Source organism: Lelliottia sp. AC1 (genome assembly GCF_023278595.1).
Taxonomy (GTDB): Bacteria; Pseudomonadota; Gammaproteobacteria; order Enterobacterales; family Enterobacteriaceae; genus Enterobacter; species Enterobacter nimipressuralis.
In genome coordinates this window covers 3726288-3743727 of record NZ_CP025699.1, presented here as the reverse complement: position 1 = coordinate 3743727, position 17440 = coordinate 3726288, and the positions used below count along the sequence as shown (strand labels likewise).

Sequence of the window (17440 nt, the reverse complement as noted above, 5' to 3'; positions counted from 1 at the left end):
ATTTTCATAAAAAGTGGAACGATAGTAGTGGCAACAGTGTCTCCACGCAAAGCATTCGTCAGCAATCGGAATCATCTGTGTCACGGCTTCAGACTTTTACACCCCTCAAATTGCTCATTGCGTGGCAATTTGGCGCAAAATACTATGTACTGACAAACAAATGGCGAGGAAGTTCGCCTTCATTGACGCGGCTGTGACGCAACCGAAAGTACAGGGCTATGGCACAAGAGATCGAATTAAAATTTATCGTCGAAACGGGCAGCGTTGATGCGCTGCGTAACCATCTGAATCAGCTGACCAGCGAGCACCACGAGCCGGTGCAACTCCTCAATATCTATTACGAAACGGCGGATAACTGGCTGCGTCGTCACGATATGGGGCTGCGCATCCGTGGTGCGAACGGGCGCTATGAAATGACGATGAAAATTGCCGGGCGTGTGGTAGGTGGTTTGCATCAGCGTCCTGAATACAATATCGACATTGAAAAGCCAGAACTTGAGCTGAATCGTCTTCCGGCGGAAGTCTGGCCGAACGGTGAACTGCCGGACGGGCTGTCAGCGCAGGTTCAGCCGCTGTTCAGCACCGATTTCTGGCGTGAAAAATGGCTGGTGAACGAAGGCAAAAGCCGCATCGAAATTGCCCTCGATCGGGGCGAAGTGAAAGCGGGTGAGTTCCAGGAACCGATTTGCGAGCTGGAGCTTGAACTGCTGGAAGGCAGCGCTGACGACGTGCTCAAACTGGCACGTAAGCTGGTGGGCCAGTCGGGTCTGCGTCAGGGCAGCCTGAGCAAGGCCGCGCGCGGCTACCATCTGGCGGCGGGAAATGCGCCGCGTCAGGTGAAAGCCACCACCATCCTGCACGTGCCACCTAAATCCAGCGTTGAGCAGGGTCTGGAAGCCTCGCTGGAGCTGGCCCTGAGCCAGTGGCAGTATCACGAGGAGCTGTGGATACGCGGCGTGAGCGACGCGAAAAAACATGTGATTGCGGCGATGGGCCTGGTGCGCAGCACCCTGACGCTATTTGGCGGCGTCGTACCGCGTAAAGCGAGCACTCACTTACGTGATTTCCTGACCCAGACCGAAACGCTGATGGCCACTGATGTTTCTGCCGAAACGGCGGTCTACAGCCCGCAAACCGCGGCTGCCAAACTGGCGTTAACGGAATTCCTGGTGACGCGCGGCTGGCAGCGTTTTCTGGATGATAAAACCCAGAAGAAAATCGCCGAGTCGTTTAAGCGTTTTGCGGATACCCATTTGTCCCGCAGCAACTCCGAGCTGAAAACCATTTTTGACCGCCCGCTGGGCGATCAGTACAGCGATCAGCTGGTACGTCTGAACCGTGATATCGACAGCGTTCTGCTGCTGTCGGGAAGTTACGATGGGCCGAAAGCGCAGGCGTGGCTGGAGAACTGGCAGGGGCTTCGCCATGCCATTGAGACGCGCCAGCGTATTGAAATTGAACATTTCCGTAACGAGGCTATTTCGCAAGAGCCGTTCTGGCTGCACAGCGGAAAACGTTAACTCAGGCAAGGAACCCCATGATGCCGCTTTCTTCACAGCTTCAGCAGCACTGGCAGACGGTTTGTGCGCGTCTGCCGGAGTCATTACCCGCCGCCTCACTGAGTGAGCAGGCGCAGCAAGTGCTTACTTTTAGTGATTTTGTGCAGGAGAGCATCACCGCGAATCCAGACTGGCTGGCTGAACTGGAAGCGGCACCACCGCAGGCCGACGAATGGCAGCACTACGCTCAGTGGCTGAGCGACGCGCTGGTAGAGGTGGCAGACGAGCCGACGCTGATACGCGTTTTACGCCAGTTCCGCCGTCGCGTGATGGTGCGTATCGCCTGGGCGCAGTCGCTGGCGCTGGTGAGCGAAGAGAGCACTCTGCAGCAGCTGAGCTGTCTGGCGGAAACGCTGATTGTCGCCGCGCGCGACTGGCTCTACGACGCCTGTTGTAAAGAGTGGGGCACGCCGTGCAGTGAAGAGGGCACGCCGCAGCCGCTGATGATTTTAGGCATGGGGAAACTGGGCGGCGGTGAGCTGAATTTCTCGTCGGATATCGACCTGATCTTCGCCTGGCCGGAAAAGGGCGCGACCCGTGGGGGCCGCCGCGAACTGGATAACGCGCAGTTCTTCACCCGTCTCGGCCAGCGGCTGATCAAAGCTCTGGATCAGCCAACCCAGGACGGTTTCGTCTATCGCGTGGATATGCGCCTGCGCCCGTTCGGTGATAGCGGCCCGCTGGTGCTGAGCTTTGCCGCGCTGGAAGATTATTACCAGGAGCAGGGGCGCGACTGGGAGCGCTACGCGATGGTCAAAGCACGGATCATGGGCGACAAAGACGACATCTACGCCAGCGAATTGCGCGCCATGCTGCGCCCGTTCGTGTTCCGCCGCTATATCGATTTCAGCGTCATTCAGTCTCTGCGTAATATGAAAGGGATGATTGCCCGCGAGGTGCGCCGCCGGGGTCTGAAAGACAACATCAAGCTCGGCGCGGGCGGTATCCGGGAAATCGAATTTATCGTGCAGGTGTTCCAGCTGATTCGCGGTGGGCGTGAGCCGTCCCTGCAGTCCCGCTCGCTGCTGCCGACGCTGAAGGCCATCGAACAGCTGCATCTGCTGCCGGAGGGTGACGCGCAGACTCTGCACGATGCCTATCTCTATCTGCGTCGCCTCGAAAACCTGCTGCAAAGCATCAATGACGAACAGACCCAGACGCTGCCGGGCGACGATCTGAACCGCGCGCGGCTGGCCTGGGGCATGCGCGTTGACGACTGGCAGGGGCTGACGGAGACGCTGGACGCCCATATGGCGGGCGTTCGACGCATCTTTAACGATTTGATTGGCGATGACGAGAGCGAATCGCCGGACGATTCGCTGTCCGAACACTGGCGCGAGCTGTGGCAGGATGCGCTGCAGGAAGATGACACCACGCCGGTACTGGCGCATTTGAGCGACGACGACCGTCATCGCGTGGTGGCGCTGATCGCCGATTTCCGCATGGAGATGAACAAGCGCGCCATCGGCCCGCGCGGGCGACAGGTGCTCGACCACCTGATGCCGCACCTGCTGAGCAACGTCTGCTCGCGGGCGGATGCGCCGATTCCGTTGTCGCGCCTGACGCCGCTGCTCACCGGCATCATCACCCGCACGACCTATCTTGAGCTGCTGAGTGAATTCCCCGGTGCGCTCAAACACTTAATTTCACTCTGCGCCGCGTCGCCGATGGTGGCGAGCAAACTGGCGCGCTATCCGCTGCTGCTGGATGAGCTGCTTGATCCTAACACCCTCTATCAACCGACAGCGATGGATGCGTATCGCGACGAACTGCGTCAGTATCTGCTGCGCGTGCCGGAAGAGGACGAAGAGCAACAGCTCGAAGCGCTGCGTCAGTTTAAACAGGCCCAGATGCTGCGCGTGGCGGCGGCCGATATCGCGGGCACCCTGCCGGTGATGAAAGTCAGCGACCATTTAACCTGGCTGGCGGAAGCGATCATCGACGCGGTAGTCCAGCAGGCCTGGAGCCAAATGGTGGTGCGCTACGGTCAGCCAAAACATCTGGCGGATCGCGAAGGACGGGGTTTTGCCGTGGTCGGCTACGGCAAACTCGGCGGCTGGGAGCTGGGCTACAGCTCCGATCTGGATCTGATTTTCCTGCACGATTGCCCGGTAGATGTCATGACCGATGGCGATCGCGAAATCGACGGGCGTCAGTTCTACCTGCGTCTGGCGCAGCGCATTATGCACCTCTTCAGCACCCGCACCTCCTCCGGTATTTTGTACGAAGTGGACGCGCGCCTGCGCCCGTCCGGGGCGGCGGGGATGCTGGTCACGTCTACCGAGTCGTTTGCGGATTATCAGCAAAACGAAGCCTGGACGTGGGAACATCAGGCGCTGGTGCGTGCCCGCGTGGTTTATGGCGATCCGCAGCTGAAAACGCAGTTCGACGCCATTCGCCGTGAAGTGCTTACCGCAACGCGTGAGGGCGAAACCCTGCAAACCGAAGTACGAGAGATGCGTGAGAAGATGCGCGCCCATCTCGGTAACAAGCATCGCGATCGCTTTGATATCAAAGCCGATGAGGGGGGGATCACCGATATCGAGTTTATTACGCAGTATCTGGTGCTTCGTCATGCGCACGACAAGCCGAAGCTGACGCGCTGGTCTGATAACGTGCGCATTCTGGAACTGCTGGCGCAAAACGACATTATGGATGAGCAAGAGGCGCAGGCGTTAACCCACGCCTACACCACGCTTCGCGATGAATTGCATCATCTGGCGTTACAGGAGCAGCCGGGCCATGTGGCGGCGGAATGTTTCAGCATTGAGCGAGAACGCGTTCGAACCAGCTGGCAGAAGTGGCTGGTGGAACCGTGCGTAACAAAACAAGTGTGATATTATCGCGCGCAAATTGTGAATCTTTCTGGAGTCAGGAATGAAAGTAACACTGCCAGAGTTTGAACGTGCTGGGGTTATGGTTGTCGGTGATGTGATGCTGGACCGCTACTGGTACGGGCCGACAAGCCGCATCTCCCCGGAAGCACCGGTCCCGGTCGTCAAGGTCGATACCATTGAAGAGCGTCCCGGCGGCGCGGCAAACGTGGCGATGAATATTGCTTCTCTCGGCGCGCATTCGCGTCTGGTAGGGCTAACCGGCATTGACGACGCGGCACGCGCGCTCAGCAAAACGCTGGCCGACGTGAATGTGAAGTGTGATTTCGTTTCTGTGCCAACGCATCCAACCATCACCAAACTGCGCGTGCTCTCCCGCAACCAGCAGCTGATCCGCCTCGACTTTGAAGAAGGTTTTGAAGGTGTTGATCCTGAGCCACTGCACGAGCGTATCGCGCAGGCGCTGGGCAATATCGGCGCACTGGTGCTGTCTGACTACGCCAAAGGTGCGCTTGCCAGCGTACAGCAGATGATTCAGCTGGCGCGTAAAGCAGGTGTGCCGGTGCTGATCGACCCGAAAGGGACCGATTTTGAACGCTATCGCGGCGCGACGCTGCTGACGCCTAACCTCTCCGAATTTGAAGCGGTGGCGGGCAAGTGCAAAAACGAAGAAGAGATCGTGGAGCGCGGGATGAAAATCATCGCCGATTTCGACTTCTCCGCGCTGCTGGTGACCCGCTCTGAGCAGGGCATGACGCTGCTGCAGCCGGGCAAAGCGCCGCTGCATATGCCGACGCAGGCGCAGGAAGTGTACGACGTGACCGGTGCAGGCGATACGGTGATTGGCGTGCTGGCGGCGACGCTGGCGGCGGGCAATTCACTGGAAGAGGCTTGCTACTTTGCGAACGCGGCGGCAGGCGTTGTGGTCGGTAAGCTGGGGACGTCTACCGTTTCGCCGATCGAGCTGGAAAATGCGGTACGCGGACGTGCGGATACCGGTTTTGGTGTGATGAGCGAAGACGAGCTGAAAACTGCGGTGGCTGCGGCGCGCAAGCGCGGCGAGAAAGTGGTCATGACCAACGGCGTCTTCGACATTCTGCACGCAGGCCACGTTTCGTATCTGGCGAATGCGCGTAAGCTTGGCGATCGTCTGATTGTCGCGGTGAACAGCGATGCGTCTACCAAACGTCTGAAGGGCGAAACGCGTCCGGTGAACCCGCTGGAGCAGCGCATGATTGTGCTCGGCGCGCTGGAAGCGGTCGACTGGGTGGTCTCTTTTGAAGAAGACACGCCACAGCGTCTGATTGCTGGCATTCTGCCGGATCTGCTGGTGAAGGGCGGCGACTATAAGCCGGAGCAGATTGCGGGGAGTGAAGAGGTCTGGGCCAACGGCGGCGAAGTGATGGTGCTCAATTTTGAGGACGGGTGTTCCACCACCAACATCATTAAGAAGATCCAGAAAGACAGCCAGTAAAATGGGATTGGTGCGGGCTGATGCTCTCACTTAACCTTCTCCACAGCGAGAGAGGGCGCAAATACAAAAAACGGCAACTGAGGTTGCCGTTTTGTTTTCCGATTTGCAGGCCGGGTAAGGCGCAGGCGCCACCCGGCTTTTTTATGCTTCGTCGACGGGCGGAATCGCCGGTGCCGGTTTCACTTCTGCGGGCTGGCTGCGGTTTTCCAGCTCGGTCAGGCGTTGCTCCAGCAGCGCCAGCTTTTCGCGGGTGCGCAGCAGCACTTGCGTCTGCACGTCGAACTCTTCACGGCTCACCAGATCAAGACGCGTCAGCTGCGACTGTAGCACCTGGCGGATTTTCTTCTCGACGTCATCGCCAAACTCACGAATACCTTTCGGCATAGATTCATGAACCTGACGGGCAATTTGTTCAATTTTTTTCGGGTCAATCATGGTCGTTTCCCTTGATCAGAAGGTGTTAGCGAACATTGTAGCGCGTTACCCGCGATCTTTTGCACAAAATCATTTGCGATGCGGTAAGCATGAAATCCACCCAAAGTCACGTTAACGATGTGAACGGGGATTGAGGGGGCCGTCGACGCAAAGGCAATTTGGATGATGAAATGCAAATCCAGAATTGTTTGATGCTTATGCATTGCCCAGCATAATCAATAGCGTTATAGTTATCTCGCTTATTCTCAGGGCGGGGCGAAATTCCCCACCGGCGGTAAATCAGCCTTGCGCTGAAAGCCCGCGAGCGCTTTGGGTGAAAACTCAAAGGTCAGCAGATCCGGTGTAATTCCGGAGCCGACGGTTAGAGTCCGGATGGGAGAGAGTAACGATCAAGCCGGGCAAGGCCCGCTCACGTTATTTTTTTACCGCTTACGCGGTGCTCCTAAGACTGCCCTGATTCTGGTAACCATAATTTTAATGAGGTTTTTTTACCATGAATCAGACGCTACTTTCCGCTTTTGGCACCTCTACTGACCGTGTAGAGCTTGCTCTTACCGCACTCCGTGAACATCGCGGTGTGATGGTTCTCGATGATGAAGACCGTGAAAACGAAGGCGATATGATTTTCGCCGCTGAAACCATGACCGTTGAACAGATGGCGCTGACCATTCGTCACGGCAGTGGCATCGTGTGTCTTTGTTTGACCGACGAACGTCGTAAACAGCTCGATCTGCCGATGATGGTCGAAAACAACACCAGCGCATTCGGTACCGGTTTTACCGTCACCATCGAAGCCGCGCACGGTGTGACCACCGGCGTTTCTGCTGCTGACCGCCTGACGACCGTGCGTGCCGCCACCGCGGATAATGCTAAGCCATCAGACCTGAACCGTCCTGGCCACGTTTTCCCACTGCGCGCGCAGCCGGGCGGCGTGTTGACGCGCGGCGGCCACACTGAAGCGACCATCGATCTGGTGACGCTGGCAGGCTTTAAATCTGCGGGTGTGCTGTGTGAACTGACCAACGATGACGGCACCATGGCGCGCGCGCCAGAGTGCATTGAATTTGCGAAGAAACACAATATGGCTGTGGTGACCATCGAAGATCTGGTGGCCTACCGCCAGGCGCATGAACGTAAAGCCAGCTAAATAAAAAACGCCGGGTTATCCCGGCGTTTTTTTATCCAATTCCTGCTGTTTGTAGCAGTACCAGACTTAATCCCATCACCGACATTCCACATAGCACGCCGTAGCTGGGGTTATTGTTAGGGTCGATCTCTTTCGCCAGCGGCATCAGTTCGTCTACGGACAGTGCGACCATAATCCCCGCCACCGCAGCCATAATTGCGGCCATTACCACCGGAGAGATCATGCTGCCCAGAATCAGCCACGCCAGCACGCCGCCTAATATCTCCGCCAGACCCGAAATCCCGGCCCAAAAAACCGCCGTGCGTTTTGAGCCTGTCGCAGCATAAACCGGGCCAGCGACGGCCAGTCCTTCAGGAATATTGTGCAACGCCACCGCCAGCGCAATTCCAAAGCCCAGCTCAAGGTTATTGCTCGCCGTCACGTAGGTGGCGACACCTTCAGGGAAGTTGTGCAGACTGATGCCGAGGGTGAGCAAAATGGCCGTGCGTTTGATGTTGCCGTGCGACGGTTTGACGCTTTTCTGCATCAGATCCTGCGGATGCGCATGGGGTAACATCCGGTCGAGACCGAAATACCCCAGCAGGCCCACGACGAACATGCTGTAGCCGAGAACCGGCGACATCCCTTCGGTGCCGAGTGCCGCAGGCAGCATCTCCATCAGGGAGATCAGCAGCATAATCCCGGCGGCAAAGCCGAGAGAAAACGCCAGCACGCGGTTCGAAGGCTTCTGTCCGAGCACGCCAAGAATGGCACCGATGAAGGTGGCGGCACCCGCAAGTATCGTCAGAATCAAGGGTACTGACATTCAATGCTCCTTATGATAATGATTCTCATTAATGTTAATGGCTAATCTGCCGCAAAGCGAGAGGGCATTCCCGGCTTTACATATTTCTTACATTCAAATTTTCTGAAGATCTTCATCACGCTTATCTGAGTTCTTGTTGTGCAGATAGCGGGTAATGTAGTGACATTAAATAAACACCCTATGTAAGGATATCACCATGACTTCTTCTCGTATGCCAGCACTGTTTTTGGGCCACGGTAGTCCGATGAACGTTCTGGAAGATAACGTCTATACGCGTGCCTGGCGTCACCTGGGCGAGACGTTGCCGTGTCCGAAGGCCATCGTGGTGATCTCTGCACACTGGTTTACGCGCGGCACCGGCGTCACGGCCATGGAAGCACCGAAAACCATTCATGATTTTGGCGGCTTCCCACAGGCGCTGTATGACACCCATTACCCTGCACCGGGTTCGCCAGCGCTGGCACAACAGCTGGTGGAGTTGCTGGCGCCTGTTCCGGTGACGCTGGATAAAGAGGCCTGGGGCTTCGACCACGGCTCCTGGGGCGTGCTGATCAAAATGTATCCGGATGCCGATATCCCCATGGTGCAGCTGAGCATCGACAGCACCAAACCGGCGGTGTGGCACCTTGAGATCGGTCGCAAGCTGGCAAAACTGCGCGATGAAGGCATCATGCTGGTGGCGAGCGGTAACGTGGTGCATAACCTGCGCACGGCCCGCTGGCACGGTGAAAACACGCCATACCCATGGGCCACGTCGTTCAATGATTTTGTAAAAGCTAATCTCACCTGGCAAGGACCTGCGGAAGAACATCCGCTGGTGAACTATCTGGATCACGAGGGCGGTTCGCTCTCTAATCCAACGGCGGAGCACTTCCTGCCGCTGCTGTACGTGCTGGGCGCGTGGGATGGCAGTGAACCGGTGACCGTGCCGGTGGATGGGATCGAGATGGGCAGTTTGAGTATGCTGTCGGTACAAATTGGCTAACGAAAAGCCCGGTAGCGCTGCGCTTACCGGGCTTCAGGTTCGTGCGATTTTGCAGGCCGGGTAAGGCGAAGCCACTACCCGGCAAATCCATCACTCCACAAAAATATGCGGATAGAAGCGCGACAGATCCTGGGTGATCAACGCGCGATCTTCGCGAATCCCAATCCCCGCAGGCTGATCGTTGATAAGCCAGCTGCCAATCAGCACATAGCTGTCGCCAAATTTCGGCAGCGGATAGAACTCCTGCACGATCATCCCTTCTTCGCCGTACGGGCCTTCCGCCGCTTCGAGGGTTTTGCCGTTTTCAATAATAGAAACGTTCGCCCCTTCGCGGGAGAAGATCGGCTTAATGACGTATTTATCCATCGGCGGATAATCATCTTCGGCGAAATACGCAGGCAGCAGGTTAGGGTGATTCGGGAACATCTCCCACAGCATCGGCAGCAGCGCTTTGTTAGAGATAATGCTCTTCCAGGCCGGTTCCAGCCAGCGTACGCCCGCGTCTTCCAGCTTGGTGGAGAACACTTCACGAAGCATGTATTCCCACGGATAGAGCTTGAACAGATTGCTAATCACTTGGTCCTGCGTATCCGTAAACTGGCCGCGCTCGCCTAAACCGATATCTTCGATATACAGGAACTCAGTGGCCACTTCCGCTTCGGCTGCGCAGTCCTGCAGATACTGCACGGTCCCGCGATCTTCAACGGTATCGCGACAGCAGGCCAGATGCAGATAATTAAATCCGTGCTGCTCGCGCAGTTCAGCGAAGCGCTCGATTAATTTTTCCTGCAAGGAGTTGAACTGATCGCTGCCTTCCGGCAGATTGCCCGCCGCCGCCTGATCTTCAAGCCAGATCCACTGGAAGAACGCTGCTTCGTACAGCGAGGTTGGCGTATCGGCGTTATTTTCCAGCAGCTTAGGATCGCCCACGCCGTCCCACGCAAGATCGAGACGTGAATAGAGCGAAGGCTGGTGGGTCTGCCAGGCGTGACGTACAAAACCCCAGGTGTGCTTTGGAATGCGGAATTTGGTCATCAGCTCATCGCTGGCAACCACCTTTTCCACCACCTTGAGGCACATCTGGTGCAGTTCGGCAGTTACCTCTTCCAGTTTTTCGACCTGGGCGAGGGTGAGCTTGTAATAGGCATCTTCACACCAGTACGGTTCGCCGTACATGGTGTGGAAGTTGAAACCATATTCGGTGGCTTTTTCGCGCCAGTCCGGGCGCTCGACAATACTGACTCGTTCCATTATCAGCCGCCCATTGAGCGAGTGGTGGAACCTGTCGCGCTACGCTGCATGGTCGCTTGTTTCGCCACGGAGTCGCCAAAGCCACCGCGCGTCACGGTGCTGGTGGTCGCAGGTTTTGGCGCCATCGCGGTTTTCGGAACCGTCATCGAACGGCCAGGCGTCGCCGCGCCGTAGTTTTTGCCGCTCGCATCGGTGTATTTACCGTAGGCCGGGCTGGATGGATTTTTGGAGCTGAACAGCGGCTGTTGCTGGAAGCCCATTCCACCGCCCATCATGCGGCCCATCATGTAGCCTGCCATCAGCGGCATCCAGAAGCTGCCGCTGGACTGGGCCTGCGCCTGGTTTTCAGGTGCCATGCCAGCCTGAGCCGGTGCCTGCTGGCACTGGCCTTCACCGAACTCGGCGATACAGTCTTCACGGGTGGCGTATTTCGGCGCGGTACGTTCTGCTTCTTTCAGGGCATTGTTATAGGCAGTGGTACATTCCGCGCTTTTACCGGTGGCTGACGAGCAGTCATCGGCATTCTGATACATCGAGACTGTTTCATCGGATTGCTCACAGCCTGCCAGCATAAATACGGCGGTGAACGCCAGGGCGACAGGGGTGAGATGGCGTGCGTTCCAGTTTTTGCGGAACGAAGCGTGATTGATCGTTTTTGTCCGTTTCATTTTGTCTTCCAGGACCCAGTGGTAGAACGAAGTAAATAAGGCTCAGGATAGAGGATGAGTGGTCGAAAATGAAGCGCAGAGGGGGATTCGGGGGGATCTTTACGTTGGCTTACGTTCAAATGTGACCCTCTCCCGAAAGGGAGAGGGATTATTCAACAATTAGTTACGGAACGGGTTGTTTCCGGTGCTATTTGTTGTGGTGGTGCGCGCCGCGGCTGGCTCAGCGGCAGGGGCGGTGCTGTTGGCATTGTAGCCATCAGCGCTGGCGTCCTGCTGTGGGTTTTCCGGGGCAACGCTTTCAGGCGTTGTTGAAACCGGTTTACCCAGCGTGCTGTTCAGCATTTGCAGATCCTGCTCGTTCAGCGTACCCAGCGCGGATTTAATATTCAGCTGGTTAATCAGGTAATTATAACGAGCGCTGGAGAGCTGTTGCTTCGCGTTATACAGCGTGGTGGTCGCATCCAGCACATCAACGATGGTACGTGTACCGACGGAGTAACCTGCTTCCATCGCATCCAGGGAGCTTTGTGCAGACACAACGGCCTGTTTGTAAGCGTTGATGCTGCTGATGGAGGCGTTCACGTTGTTAAAGGAAGAACGAACGGTCTGAACAACATTGCGGTGCGCGCTTTCAAGCTGCTCGCTCGCGCCAACAAAGTTGTACTGTGCCTGTTTCACCTGAGAGTTCACCATGCCGCCCTGGTACAGAGGCAAAGAGAAGTTCAGGCCGATTTTGTTCTGTCCCTGGTTGCTGTCATCGTATTGAGCGGTGTTGGTTTTTGAGCCACTGTAGGTGGTATCAGAAATACCCGTCGATGCGGTCAGCCCCACGGTTGGCAGATGGCCATCCTGCGCCTGGCGGATTTGCTCGCGCGCCAGATCCTGGCTCAGACGAGCCTGCAGCAGCGCCAGGTTACGGTTTTCAGCTTCTTTCAGCAGGGCGTTAACCGCCTGCGGTTTGTCAGTCTTGAAGTTATCAACGTTCAGAGACGCCAGCTCTGGGTAGTAATTGCCGGTCACCTGACGCAGAGATTCGAGTGCGTTGTCGAGGTTGTTACGGGCAGTCACTTCGTTCGCCAGCACGCTGTCGTACTGTGAACGGGCGTTTTGCACGTCAGTGATGGCGACCAGGCCTACGTTGAAACGCTGGGTGGTTTGGTCCAACTGACGGTAAATCGCCTGTTTCTGCGCTTCGGTGTAGGAGAGCGAGTCGATCGCGCTCAGTACGTTGAAGTAAGCGGTAGCGGTGTTCAGGATCAGCGTTTGCTGATCGGTCTGATAGGTTACGTCCTGAATACCGGCGCTCTTTTCCTGCAAGGAGAGGGCACGCCATTTGGACATATCAAACAAGGTCTGCGTTAATTGCAGTGAAGCGCTGGTGCCATTGGAGTTCACACCGTTGTTGTCACGGAATCCATTGCTGTAGGTATAATCTGCACCTAAACCCAATTGCGGCAGCAGCGGGCTACGTGCTTCATTAATCTTTTCGAACGCAGCATCACGGTCGGCGGCTGACTTACGCAGCTCAGGGTTGCCCAGACGTGCTTGCTGATAAACCTGTAACAGGTTTTCTGCCTGGCTCATCGCGCTGAAGCCCGTCAGGCTCAGGCCGATAAGGATGGGGAGCAATTTCTTCATTTGCATTCCTTGTTGTGAAGCAGTATTAGCGCTGATCTAATTAAAAATAATTGCCGATTCTAACAGAATCATCCACGCCAAAAGGTTGGCGTTACGTGCCATCTGGCGGTAATTTGCACCAATCTATCATATAGCCTGTCAAACGGCAGCCAAACAGCCTTGAAATTCATGATTTCAACACAATTGTGACCAGGATATCGCCATGCAAAAACCAGATAAGTTGCCAGTGACGCTCTCTAAAAACGATGTAGAAATTATTGCACGGGAAACGCTTTATAGCGGTTTTTTTTCACTGGAACTTTACCGTTTTAGGCATCGCCTGTTTAACGGTGAAATGAGTGGCGAAGTTCGACGTGAAATTTTTGAGCGCGGGCATGCCGCAGTCTTGCTACCCTTTGACCCAGTGCGTGACGAAGTGGTATTGATTGAACAGATCCGGATTGCCGCGCTGGATACCAGCGAAAGCCCATGGCTGCTGGAGATCGTCGCGGGAATGATCGAAGAGGGCGAAACGCCGGAAGAGGTCGCCCGCCGCGAGGCGCAGGAAGAAGCCGGGCTGATTGTCGGCAGGACCAAACCGGTGCTGAGCTTCCTGGCAAGCCCAGGTGGAACCACCGAGCGCTCTTCCATTCTGGTGGGTGAAGTGGACGCCACGACCGCACAAGGTATTCACGGTCTGGCAGATGAAAACGAAGATATTCGTGTTCATGTGGTGAGTCGGGAGCAGGCTTATCAATGGGTCAATGAGGGGAAAATCGACAACGCAGCGTCTGTCATCGCTTTGCAATGGCTACAGCTGCATTATCAAGACTTACGAAAAGAGTGGAAAAAATGAAGCGTTATACACCTGACTTCCCAGAAATGATGCGTCTGTGCGAGACCAACTTCGCACAATTACGTCGCCTGTTGCCGCGCACCGATGCGGCCGGCGAAACGGTGAGCTATCAGGTGAGCAATGCGCAATATCGATTAACGATTGTGGAATCCACTCGCTACACTACGCTGGTCGAGATTAAACAAACGGCGCCGTCCGTCAGCTACTGGAGCCTGCCGTCGATGACCGTCAGGCTTTATCACGACGCGATGGTGGCTGAAGTGTGTTCGAGTCAGCAGATCTTTCGCTTCAAAGCGCGATATGATTATCCTAATAAAAAGTTGCATCAACGCGACGAAAAGCATCAAATTAACCAGTTTTTAGCTGACTGGCTAAGATATTGTTTAGCACATGGAGCAATGGCGATTCCGGTTTGTTAGCGTCATAAACCTACCTAAGGACACCATTTGGAAAGCCTGTTGAACCTGACTGTTGCTGGTGGGGCGCCAGTCAGGATATTACAAATTACTGATACTCACCTGTTCGCCGAAAAGCATGAAACGCTGCTGGGTGTGAATACCTGGGAGAGTTATCAGGCTGTACTTGATGCCATTCACCTCGAAAATCGCGACTGTGATTTGATTGTTGCGACGGGGGATTTGGCACAGGATCAAAGCGCCGCGGCCTATCAGCATTTTGCTACAGGGATCGCGAGCTTCAGCGTGCCTTGCGTCTGGTTACCGGGTAATCATGACTTCCAGCCTGCCATGTACAGCGCGCTTCAGGACGCGGGTATTTCACCGGCCAAGCGTGTGTTTGTGGGCGATCACTGGCAAATTCTGCTGCTGGATACCCAGGTCTTCGGCGTGCCGCACGGCGAGCTGAGCGATTTCCAGCTGGAGTGGCTCGAAAGCAAACTCATTGACGCACCTGAACGCCATACCCTGCTGTTGCTGCATCACCATCCGCTCCCGGCGGGATGCAGCTGGCTCGATCAGCACAGCCTGCGCAACTCTGCCGCGCTCGACCGCGTGCTGTCGAAATATCCTCATGTGAACAATCTGCTGTGCGGACACATTCATCAGGAACAGGATCTCGACTGGAATGGCCGCCGTCTGCTGGCGACGCCGTCGACCTGCGTGCAGTTTAAACCGCACTGCGCCAACTTCACCTTAGATACCATCGCGCCGGGATGGCGCTGGCTGGAACTCCATGCGGATGGCCGGCTGACCACGGAAGTGTGTCGTCTGGAAGGGGCACAGTTCCGTCCAGATACCGCTTCAGAAGGATACTGATGTCTACGCTCCTTTATCTGCACGGGTTTAACAGCTCGCCGCGCTCCGCGAAGGCGACCCAGTTTCGCCAGTGGCTCAGCGAACATCATCCGCATATCGAGATGATCGTCCCGCAGCTGCCGCCGTATCCAGCGGATGCGGCAGAGATGCTGGAGTCCATCGTGATGGAACACGGCGGCGAATCCTTCGGCGTTGTCGGCTCGTCGCTCGGCGGTTATTACGCCACCTGGTTGTCCCAATGCTTTATGCTGCCAGCGGTCGTCGTTAACCCGGCGGTACGCCCGTTTGAGCTGTTGACGGACTTTCTCGGCCAGAACGAGAACCCCTACACCGGGCAGCAATATGTGCTAGAGTCTCGCCATATTTACGACCTCAAAGTGATGCAAATAGATCCGCTTGACGCGCCAGATCTCCTCTGGCTGCTGCAACAGACGGGTGATGAAGTGCTGGATTACCGCCAGGCGGTGGCGTATTACGCCTCTTGCCGCCAGACTGTAGAAGAAGGCGGAAACCATGCTTTCACGGACTTTGAGAATCATTTCACCCAGATTGTCGATTTTCTTGGGCTGCACAGCCTCTGACAACCAATGCGAATTGCTAGCTAAATCATGACGCAAACCTATAACGCTGATGCCATTGAGGTACTCACCGGGCTTGAGCCGGTTCGCCGCCGCCCTGGGATGTACACCGATACCACTCGCCCAAACCACCTGGGCCAGGAAGTGATTGATAACAGTGTGGACGAAGCGCTGGCAGGCCATGCCAAACGCATCGATGTGATCCTGCATGCCGACCAGTCCCTCGAAGTGATCGACGACGGGCGCGGTATGCCGGTCGATATTCACCCGGAAGAGGGTGTCCCTGCTGTCGAACTGATCCTTTGCCGTCTGCACGCGGGCGGTAAGTTCTCCAATAAAAACTACCAGTTCTCCGGCGGCCTGCACGGCGTGGGGATCTCCGTGGTCAACGCCCTCTCTAAGCGCGTGGAAGTGACCGTGCGCCGCGACGGCCAGGTCTACAACATCGCCTTTGAAAACGGCGACAAAGTTCAGGACCTGCAGGTCATCGGCACCTGCGGCAAACGCAATACCGGGACCAGCGTCCATTTCTGGCCCGACGAAAGCTTCTTCGACAGCCCACGTTTCTCCGTTTCGCGCTTAACGCACATTCTGAAAGCGAAAGCGGTGCTGTGCCCTGGCGTTGAAATTACCTTCAAAGACGAAGTGAACGGCAGCGAGCAGCGCTGGTGCTATCAGGATGGTCTGAACGACTATCTGGGCGAAGCGATTAACGGCCTGCCAACCCTGCCAGAAAAACCGTTCCTCGGTAACTTCTCCGGTGATACGGAAGCGGTCGACTGGGCGCTCTTGTGGCTGCCCGAAGGCGGCGAGCTGCTGACCGAAAGCTACGTCAACCTGATCCCGACGATGCAGGGCGGTACGCACGTCAACGGTCTGCGTCAGGGTCTGCTGGATGCGATGCGTGAGTTTTGCGAATACCGCAATATCCTGCCGCGCGGCGTGAAGCTGTCGGCGGAAGATATCTGGGATCGCTGTGCGTATGTCCTGTCGGTCAAAATGCAGGACCCACAGTTTGCCGGTCAGACCAAAGAGCGTCTCTCTTCGCGCCAATGTGCGGCCTTTGTCTCCGGCGTAGTCAAAGACGCCTTCAGCCTGTGGCTGAACCAGAACATTCAGACGGCAGAAATGCTGGCTGAAATGGCGATTTCCAGCGCCCAGCGCCGTATGCGTGCGGCGAAGAAAGTGGTGCGTAAAAAGCTGACCAGCGGTCCGGCGCTGCCGGGTAAACTGGCCGACTGCACGGCGCAGGATTTGAATCGCACCGAACTGTTCCTCGTCGAAGGTGACTCGGCGGGCGGCTCAGCCAAACAGGCGCGCGACCGTGAATATCAGGCGATCATGCCGCTGAAGGGTAAGATCCTCAACACCTGGGAAGTCTCCTCCGATGAGGTACTGGCGTCTCAGGAGGTGCATGACATCTCGGTTGCGATCGGCATCGATCCGGACAGCGACGATTTAAGCCAGCTGCGTTACGGCAAGATCTGTATCCTCGCGGATGCGGACTCCGATGGTCTGCACATCGCCACGCTGCTGTGCGCCCTGTTTGTGAAACACTTCCGCGCGCTGGTGAAGAACGGTCACGTTCACGTTGCGCTGCCGCCGCTGTACCGTATCGACCTCGGCAAAGAGGTCTATTACGCCCTGACGGAAGAAGAGAAAGCGGGTGTGCTGGAGCAGCTGAAGCGCAAGAAAGGCAAACCTAACGTGCAGCGCTTTAAAGGGCTGGGCGAAATGAACCCGATGCAGCTGCGTGAAACCACGCTGGACCCCAATACTCGCCGTCTGGTGCAGCTGATTATCAGCGACGAAGACGAGCAGCAGACCAACGCAATGATGGATATGCTGTTAGCCAAGAAGCGTTCCGAAGACCGACGCAACTGGTTGCAGGAAAAAGGCGATATGGCGGATATTGAGGCCTGATGTCCTCATGCTGACTCACTCCCGAAAGGGAGTG

At 56.4% G+C, this 17440-nt stretch carries 15 protein-coding genes and 1 riboswitch; of the genes, 10 read left to right on the top strand and 5 right to left on the bottom strand.

Going from position 1 to position 17440, the window contains the following annotated elements; all coding sequences use genetic code 11:
- Positions 1 to 218 precede the first annotated feature (218 nt).
- Genes C0560_RS17690 through hldE form a run of 3 tightly spaced genes read left to right on the top strand, consistent with a single transcriptional unit; the run spans position 219 to position 5867 of the window.
- Positions 219 to 1520, top strand: coding sequence for an inorganic triphosphatase (locus C0560_RS17690; protein ID WP_248859197.1), 1302 nt, complete (start codon positions 219 to 221; stop codon positions 1518 to 1520).
- Positions 1521 to 1537: 17 nt separating this feature from the next.
- Positions 1538 to 4396, top strand: a complete 2859-nt coding sequence (glnE, locus tag C0560_RS17685) for a bifunctional [glutamate--ammonia ligase]-adenylyl-L-tyrosine phosphorylase/[glutamate--ammonia-ligase] adenylyltransferase (protein WP_248859196.1) — start codon at positions 1538 to 1540, stop codon at positions 4394 to 4396.
- Positions 4397 to 4436: 40 nt separating this feature from the next.
- Positions 4437 to 5867 carry a bifunctional D-glycero-beta-D-manno-heptose-7-phosphate kinase/D-glycero-beta-D-manno-heptose 1-phosphate adenylyltransferase HldE gene (hldE, locus tag C0560_RS17680; protein ID WP_100778887.1) on the top strand — a complete coding sequence of 477 codons (1431 nt, stop codon included), beginning with the start codon at positions 4437 to 4439 and terminating at the stop codon, positions 5865 to 5867.
- Positions 5868 to 6008: 141 nt separating this feature from the next.
- On the opposite strand, the gene ubiK is transcribed toward hldE, so the two are convergent.
- Complete coding sequence (gene ubiK / locus C0560_RS17675) at positions 6009 to 6302, bottom strand: ubiquinone biosynthesis accessory factor UbiK (RefSeq protein WP_100778888.1); 294 nt, start codon at positions 6300 to 6302, stop codon at positions 6009 to 6011.
- 237 nt (positions 6303 to 6539) lie between these two features.
- Positions 6540 to 6690: riboswitch (FMN riboswitch) on the top strand.
- Between the two features lie 105 nt (positions 6691 to 6795).
- Here ubiK and ribB point away from each other — a divergent pair.
- A complete protein-coding gene (ribB, locus tag C0560_RS17670) occupies positions 6796 to 7449 on the top strand; it encodes a 3,4-dihydroxy-2-butanone-4-phosphate synthase (protein WP_095283406.1) in 654 nt (217 codons plus the stop codon).
- 31 nt (positions 7450 to 7480) lie between these two features.
- On the opposite strand, the gene zupT is transcribed toward ribB, so the two are convergent.
- Entirely contained in the window at positions 7481 to 8254 is a 774-nt protein-coding gene (zupT, locus tag C0560_RS17665) for a zinc transporter ZupT (protein WP_248859195.1), read from the bottom strand.
- A 196-nt stretch (positions 8255 to 8450) separates the two neighbouring features.
- On the opposite strand from zupT, the gene ygiD reads away from it, so the two are divergent.
- On the top strand, positions 8451 to 9239 hold the full coding sequence (ygiD, locus tag C0560_RS17660) for a 4,5-DOPA dioxygenase extradiol (RefSeq protein WP_181826884.1): 789 nt from the start codon (positions 8451 to 8453) through the stop codon (positions 9237 to 9239).
- Positions 9240 to 9329: 90 nt separating this feature from the next.
- Here the strand turns inward: ygiD and C0560_RS17655 are convergent, their stop codons facing one another.
- The 3 genes from C0560_RS17655 to tolC form a co-directional block, all read right to left on the bottom strand.
- Positions 9330 to 10490, bottom strand: a complete 1161-nt coding sequence (locus C0560_RS17655; protein WP_100778891.1) for a glutathionylspermidine synthase family protein — start codon at positions 10488 to 10490, stop codon at positions 9330 to 9332.
- Between the two features lie 2 nt (positions 10491 to 10492).
- The gene (locus C0560_RS17650; RefSeq protein WP_100778892.1) at positions 10493 to 11158 is read right to left on the bottom strand and encodes a DUF1190 family protein; all 666 of its coding nucleotides are present in this window, start codon (positions 11156 to 11158) and stop codon (positions 10493 to 10495) included.
- Between the two features lie 159 nt (positions 11159 to 11317).
- Positions 11318 to 12796, bottom strand: coding sequence for an outer membrane channel protein TolC (gene tolC / locus C0560_RS17645; RefSeq protein ID WP_248859194.1), 1479 nt, complete (start codon positions 12794 to 12796; stop codon positions 11318 to 11320).
- Positions 12797 to 12998: 202 nt separating this feature from the next.
- On the opposite strand from tolC, the gene nudF reads away from it, so the two are divergent.
- Genes nudF through parE form a run of 5 tightly spaced genes read left to right on the top strand, consistent with a single transcriptional unit; the run spans position 12999 to position 17406 of the window.
- Positions 12999 to 13631: an ADP-ribose diphosphatase gene (gene nudF, locus C0560_RS17640; protein WP_248859192.1), complete on the top strand. Its 633-nt coding sequence runs from the start codon at positions 12999 to 13001 to the stop codon at positions 13629 to 13631.
- A complete protein-coding gene (locus tag C0560_RS17635; RefSeq protein WP_102104786.1) occupies positions 13628 to 14050 on the top strand; it encodes a DUF1249 family protein in 423 nt (140 codons plus the stop codon). Before nudF ends, C0560_RS17635 begins: the two co-directional genes overlap by 4 nt.
- Positions 14051 to 14077: 27 nt before the next feature.
- Positions 14078 to 14905, top strand: coding sequence for a 3',5'-cyclic-AMP phosphodiesterase (gene cpdA / locus C0560_RS17630; RefSeq protein WP_100778895.1), 828 nt, complete (start codon positions 14078 to 14080; stop codon positions 14903 to 14905).
- Entirely contained in the window at positions 14905 to 15486 is a 582-nt protein-coding gene (gene yqiA, locus C0560_RS17625; RefSeq protein ID WP_102104785.1) for an esterase YqiA, read from the top strand. Before cpdA ends, yqiA begins: the two co-directional genes overlap by 1 nt.
- A gap of 27 nt (positions 15487 to 15513) precedes the next feature.
- Positions 15514 to 17406, top strand: a complete 1893-nt coding sequence (parE, locus tag C0560_RS17620; protein ID WP_102104784.1) for a DNA topoisomerase IV subunit B — start codon at positions 15514 to 15516, stop codon at positions 17404 to 17406.
- The last annotated feature ends 34 nt before the right edge of the window (positions 17407 to 17440 follow it).

What these genes read in the sequence shown, in the direction of transcription:
- ubiK (WP_100778888.1), bottom strand. Translation starts at nt 6,302, where the DNA reads ATGATTGACCCGAAAAAAATTGAACAAATTGCCCGTCAGGTTCATGAA.
- zupT (WP_248859195.1), bottom strand. Translation starts at nt 8,254, where the DNA reads ATGTCAGTACCCTTGATTCTGACGATACTTGCGGGTGCCGCCACCTTC.
- glnE (WP_248859196.1), top strand. Translation starts at nt 1,538, where the DNA reads ATGATGCCGCTTTCTTCACAGCTTCAGCAGCACTGGCAGACGGTTTGT.
- C0560_RS17635 (WP_102104786.1), top strand. Translation starts at nt 13,628, where the DNA reads ATGAAGCGTTATACACCTGACTTCCCAGAAATGATGCGTCTGTGCGAG.
- ribB (WP_095283406.1), top strand. Translation starts at nt 6,796, where the DNA reads ATGAATCAGACGCTACTTTCCGCTTTTGGCACCTCTACTGACCGTGTA.
- ygiD (WP_181826884.1), top strand. Translation starts at nt 8,451, where the DNA reads ATGACTTCTTCTCGTATGCCAGCACTGTTTTTGGGCCACGGTAGTCCG.
- parE (WP_102104784.1), top strand. Translation starts at nt 15,514, where the DNA reads ATGACGCAAACCTATAACGCTGATGCCATTGAGGTACTCACCGGGCTT.
- yqiA (WP_102104785.1), top strand. Translation starts at nt 14,905, where the DNA reads ATGTCTACGCTCCTTTATCTGCACGGGTTTAACAGCTCGCCGCGCTCC.
- C0560_RS17690 (WP_248859197.1), top strand. Translation starts at nt 219, where the DNA reads ATGGCACAAGAGATCGAATTAAAATTTATCGTCGAAACGGGCAGCGTT.
- hldE (WP_100778887.1), top strand. Translation starts at nt 4,437, where the DNA reads ATGAAAGTAACACTGCCAGAGTTTGAACGTGCTGGGGTTATGGTTGTC.
- tolC (WP_248859194.1), bottom strand. Translation starts at nt 12,796, where the DNA reads ATGAAGAAATTGCTCCCCATCCTTATCGGCCTGAGCCTGACGGGCTTC.
- C0560_RS17655 (WP_100778891.1), bottom strand. Translation starts at nt 10,490, where the DNA reads ATGGAACGAGTCAGTATTGTCGAGCGCCCGGACTGGCGCGAAAAAGCC.
- nudF (WP_248859192.1), top strand. Translation starts at nt 12,999, where the DNA reads ATGCAAAAACCAGATAAGTTGCCAGTGACGCTCTCTAAAAACGATGTA.
- C0560_RS17650 (WP_100778892.1), bottom strand. Translation starts at nt 11,158, where the DNA reads ATGAAACGGACAAAAACGATCAATCACGCTTCGTTCCGCAAAAACTGG.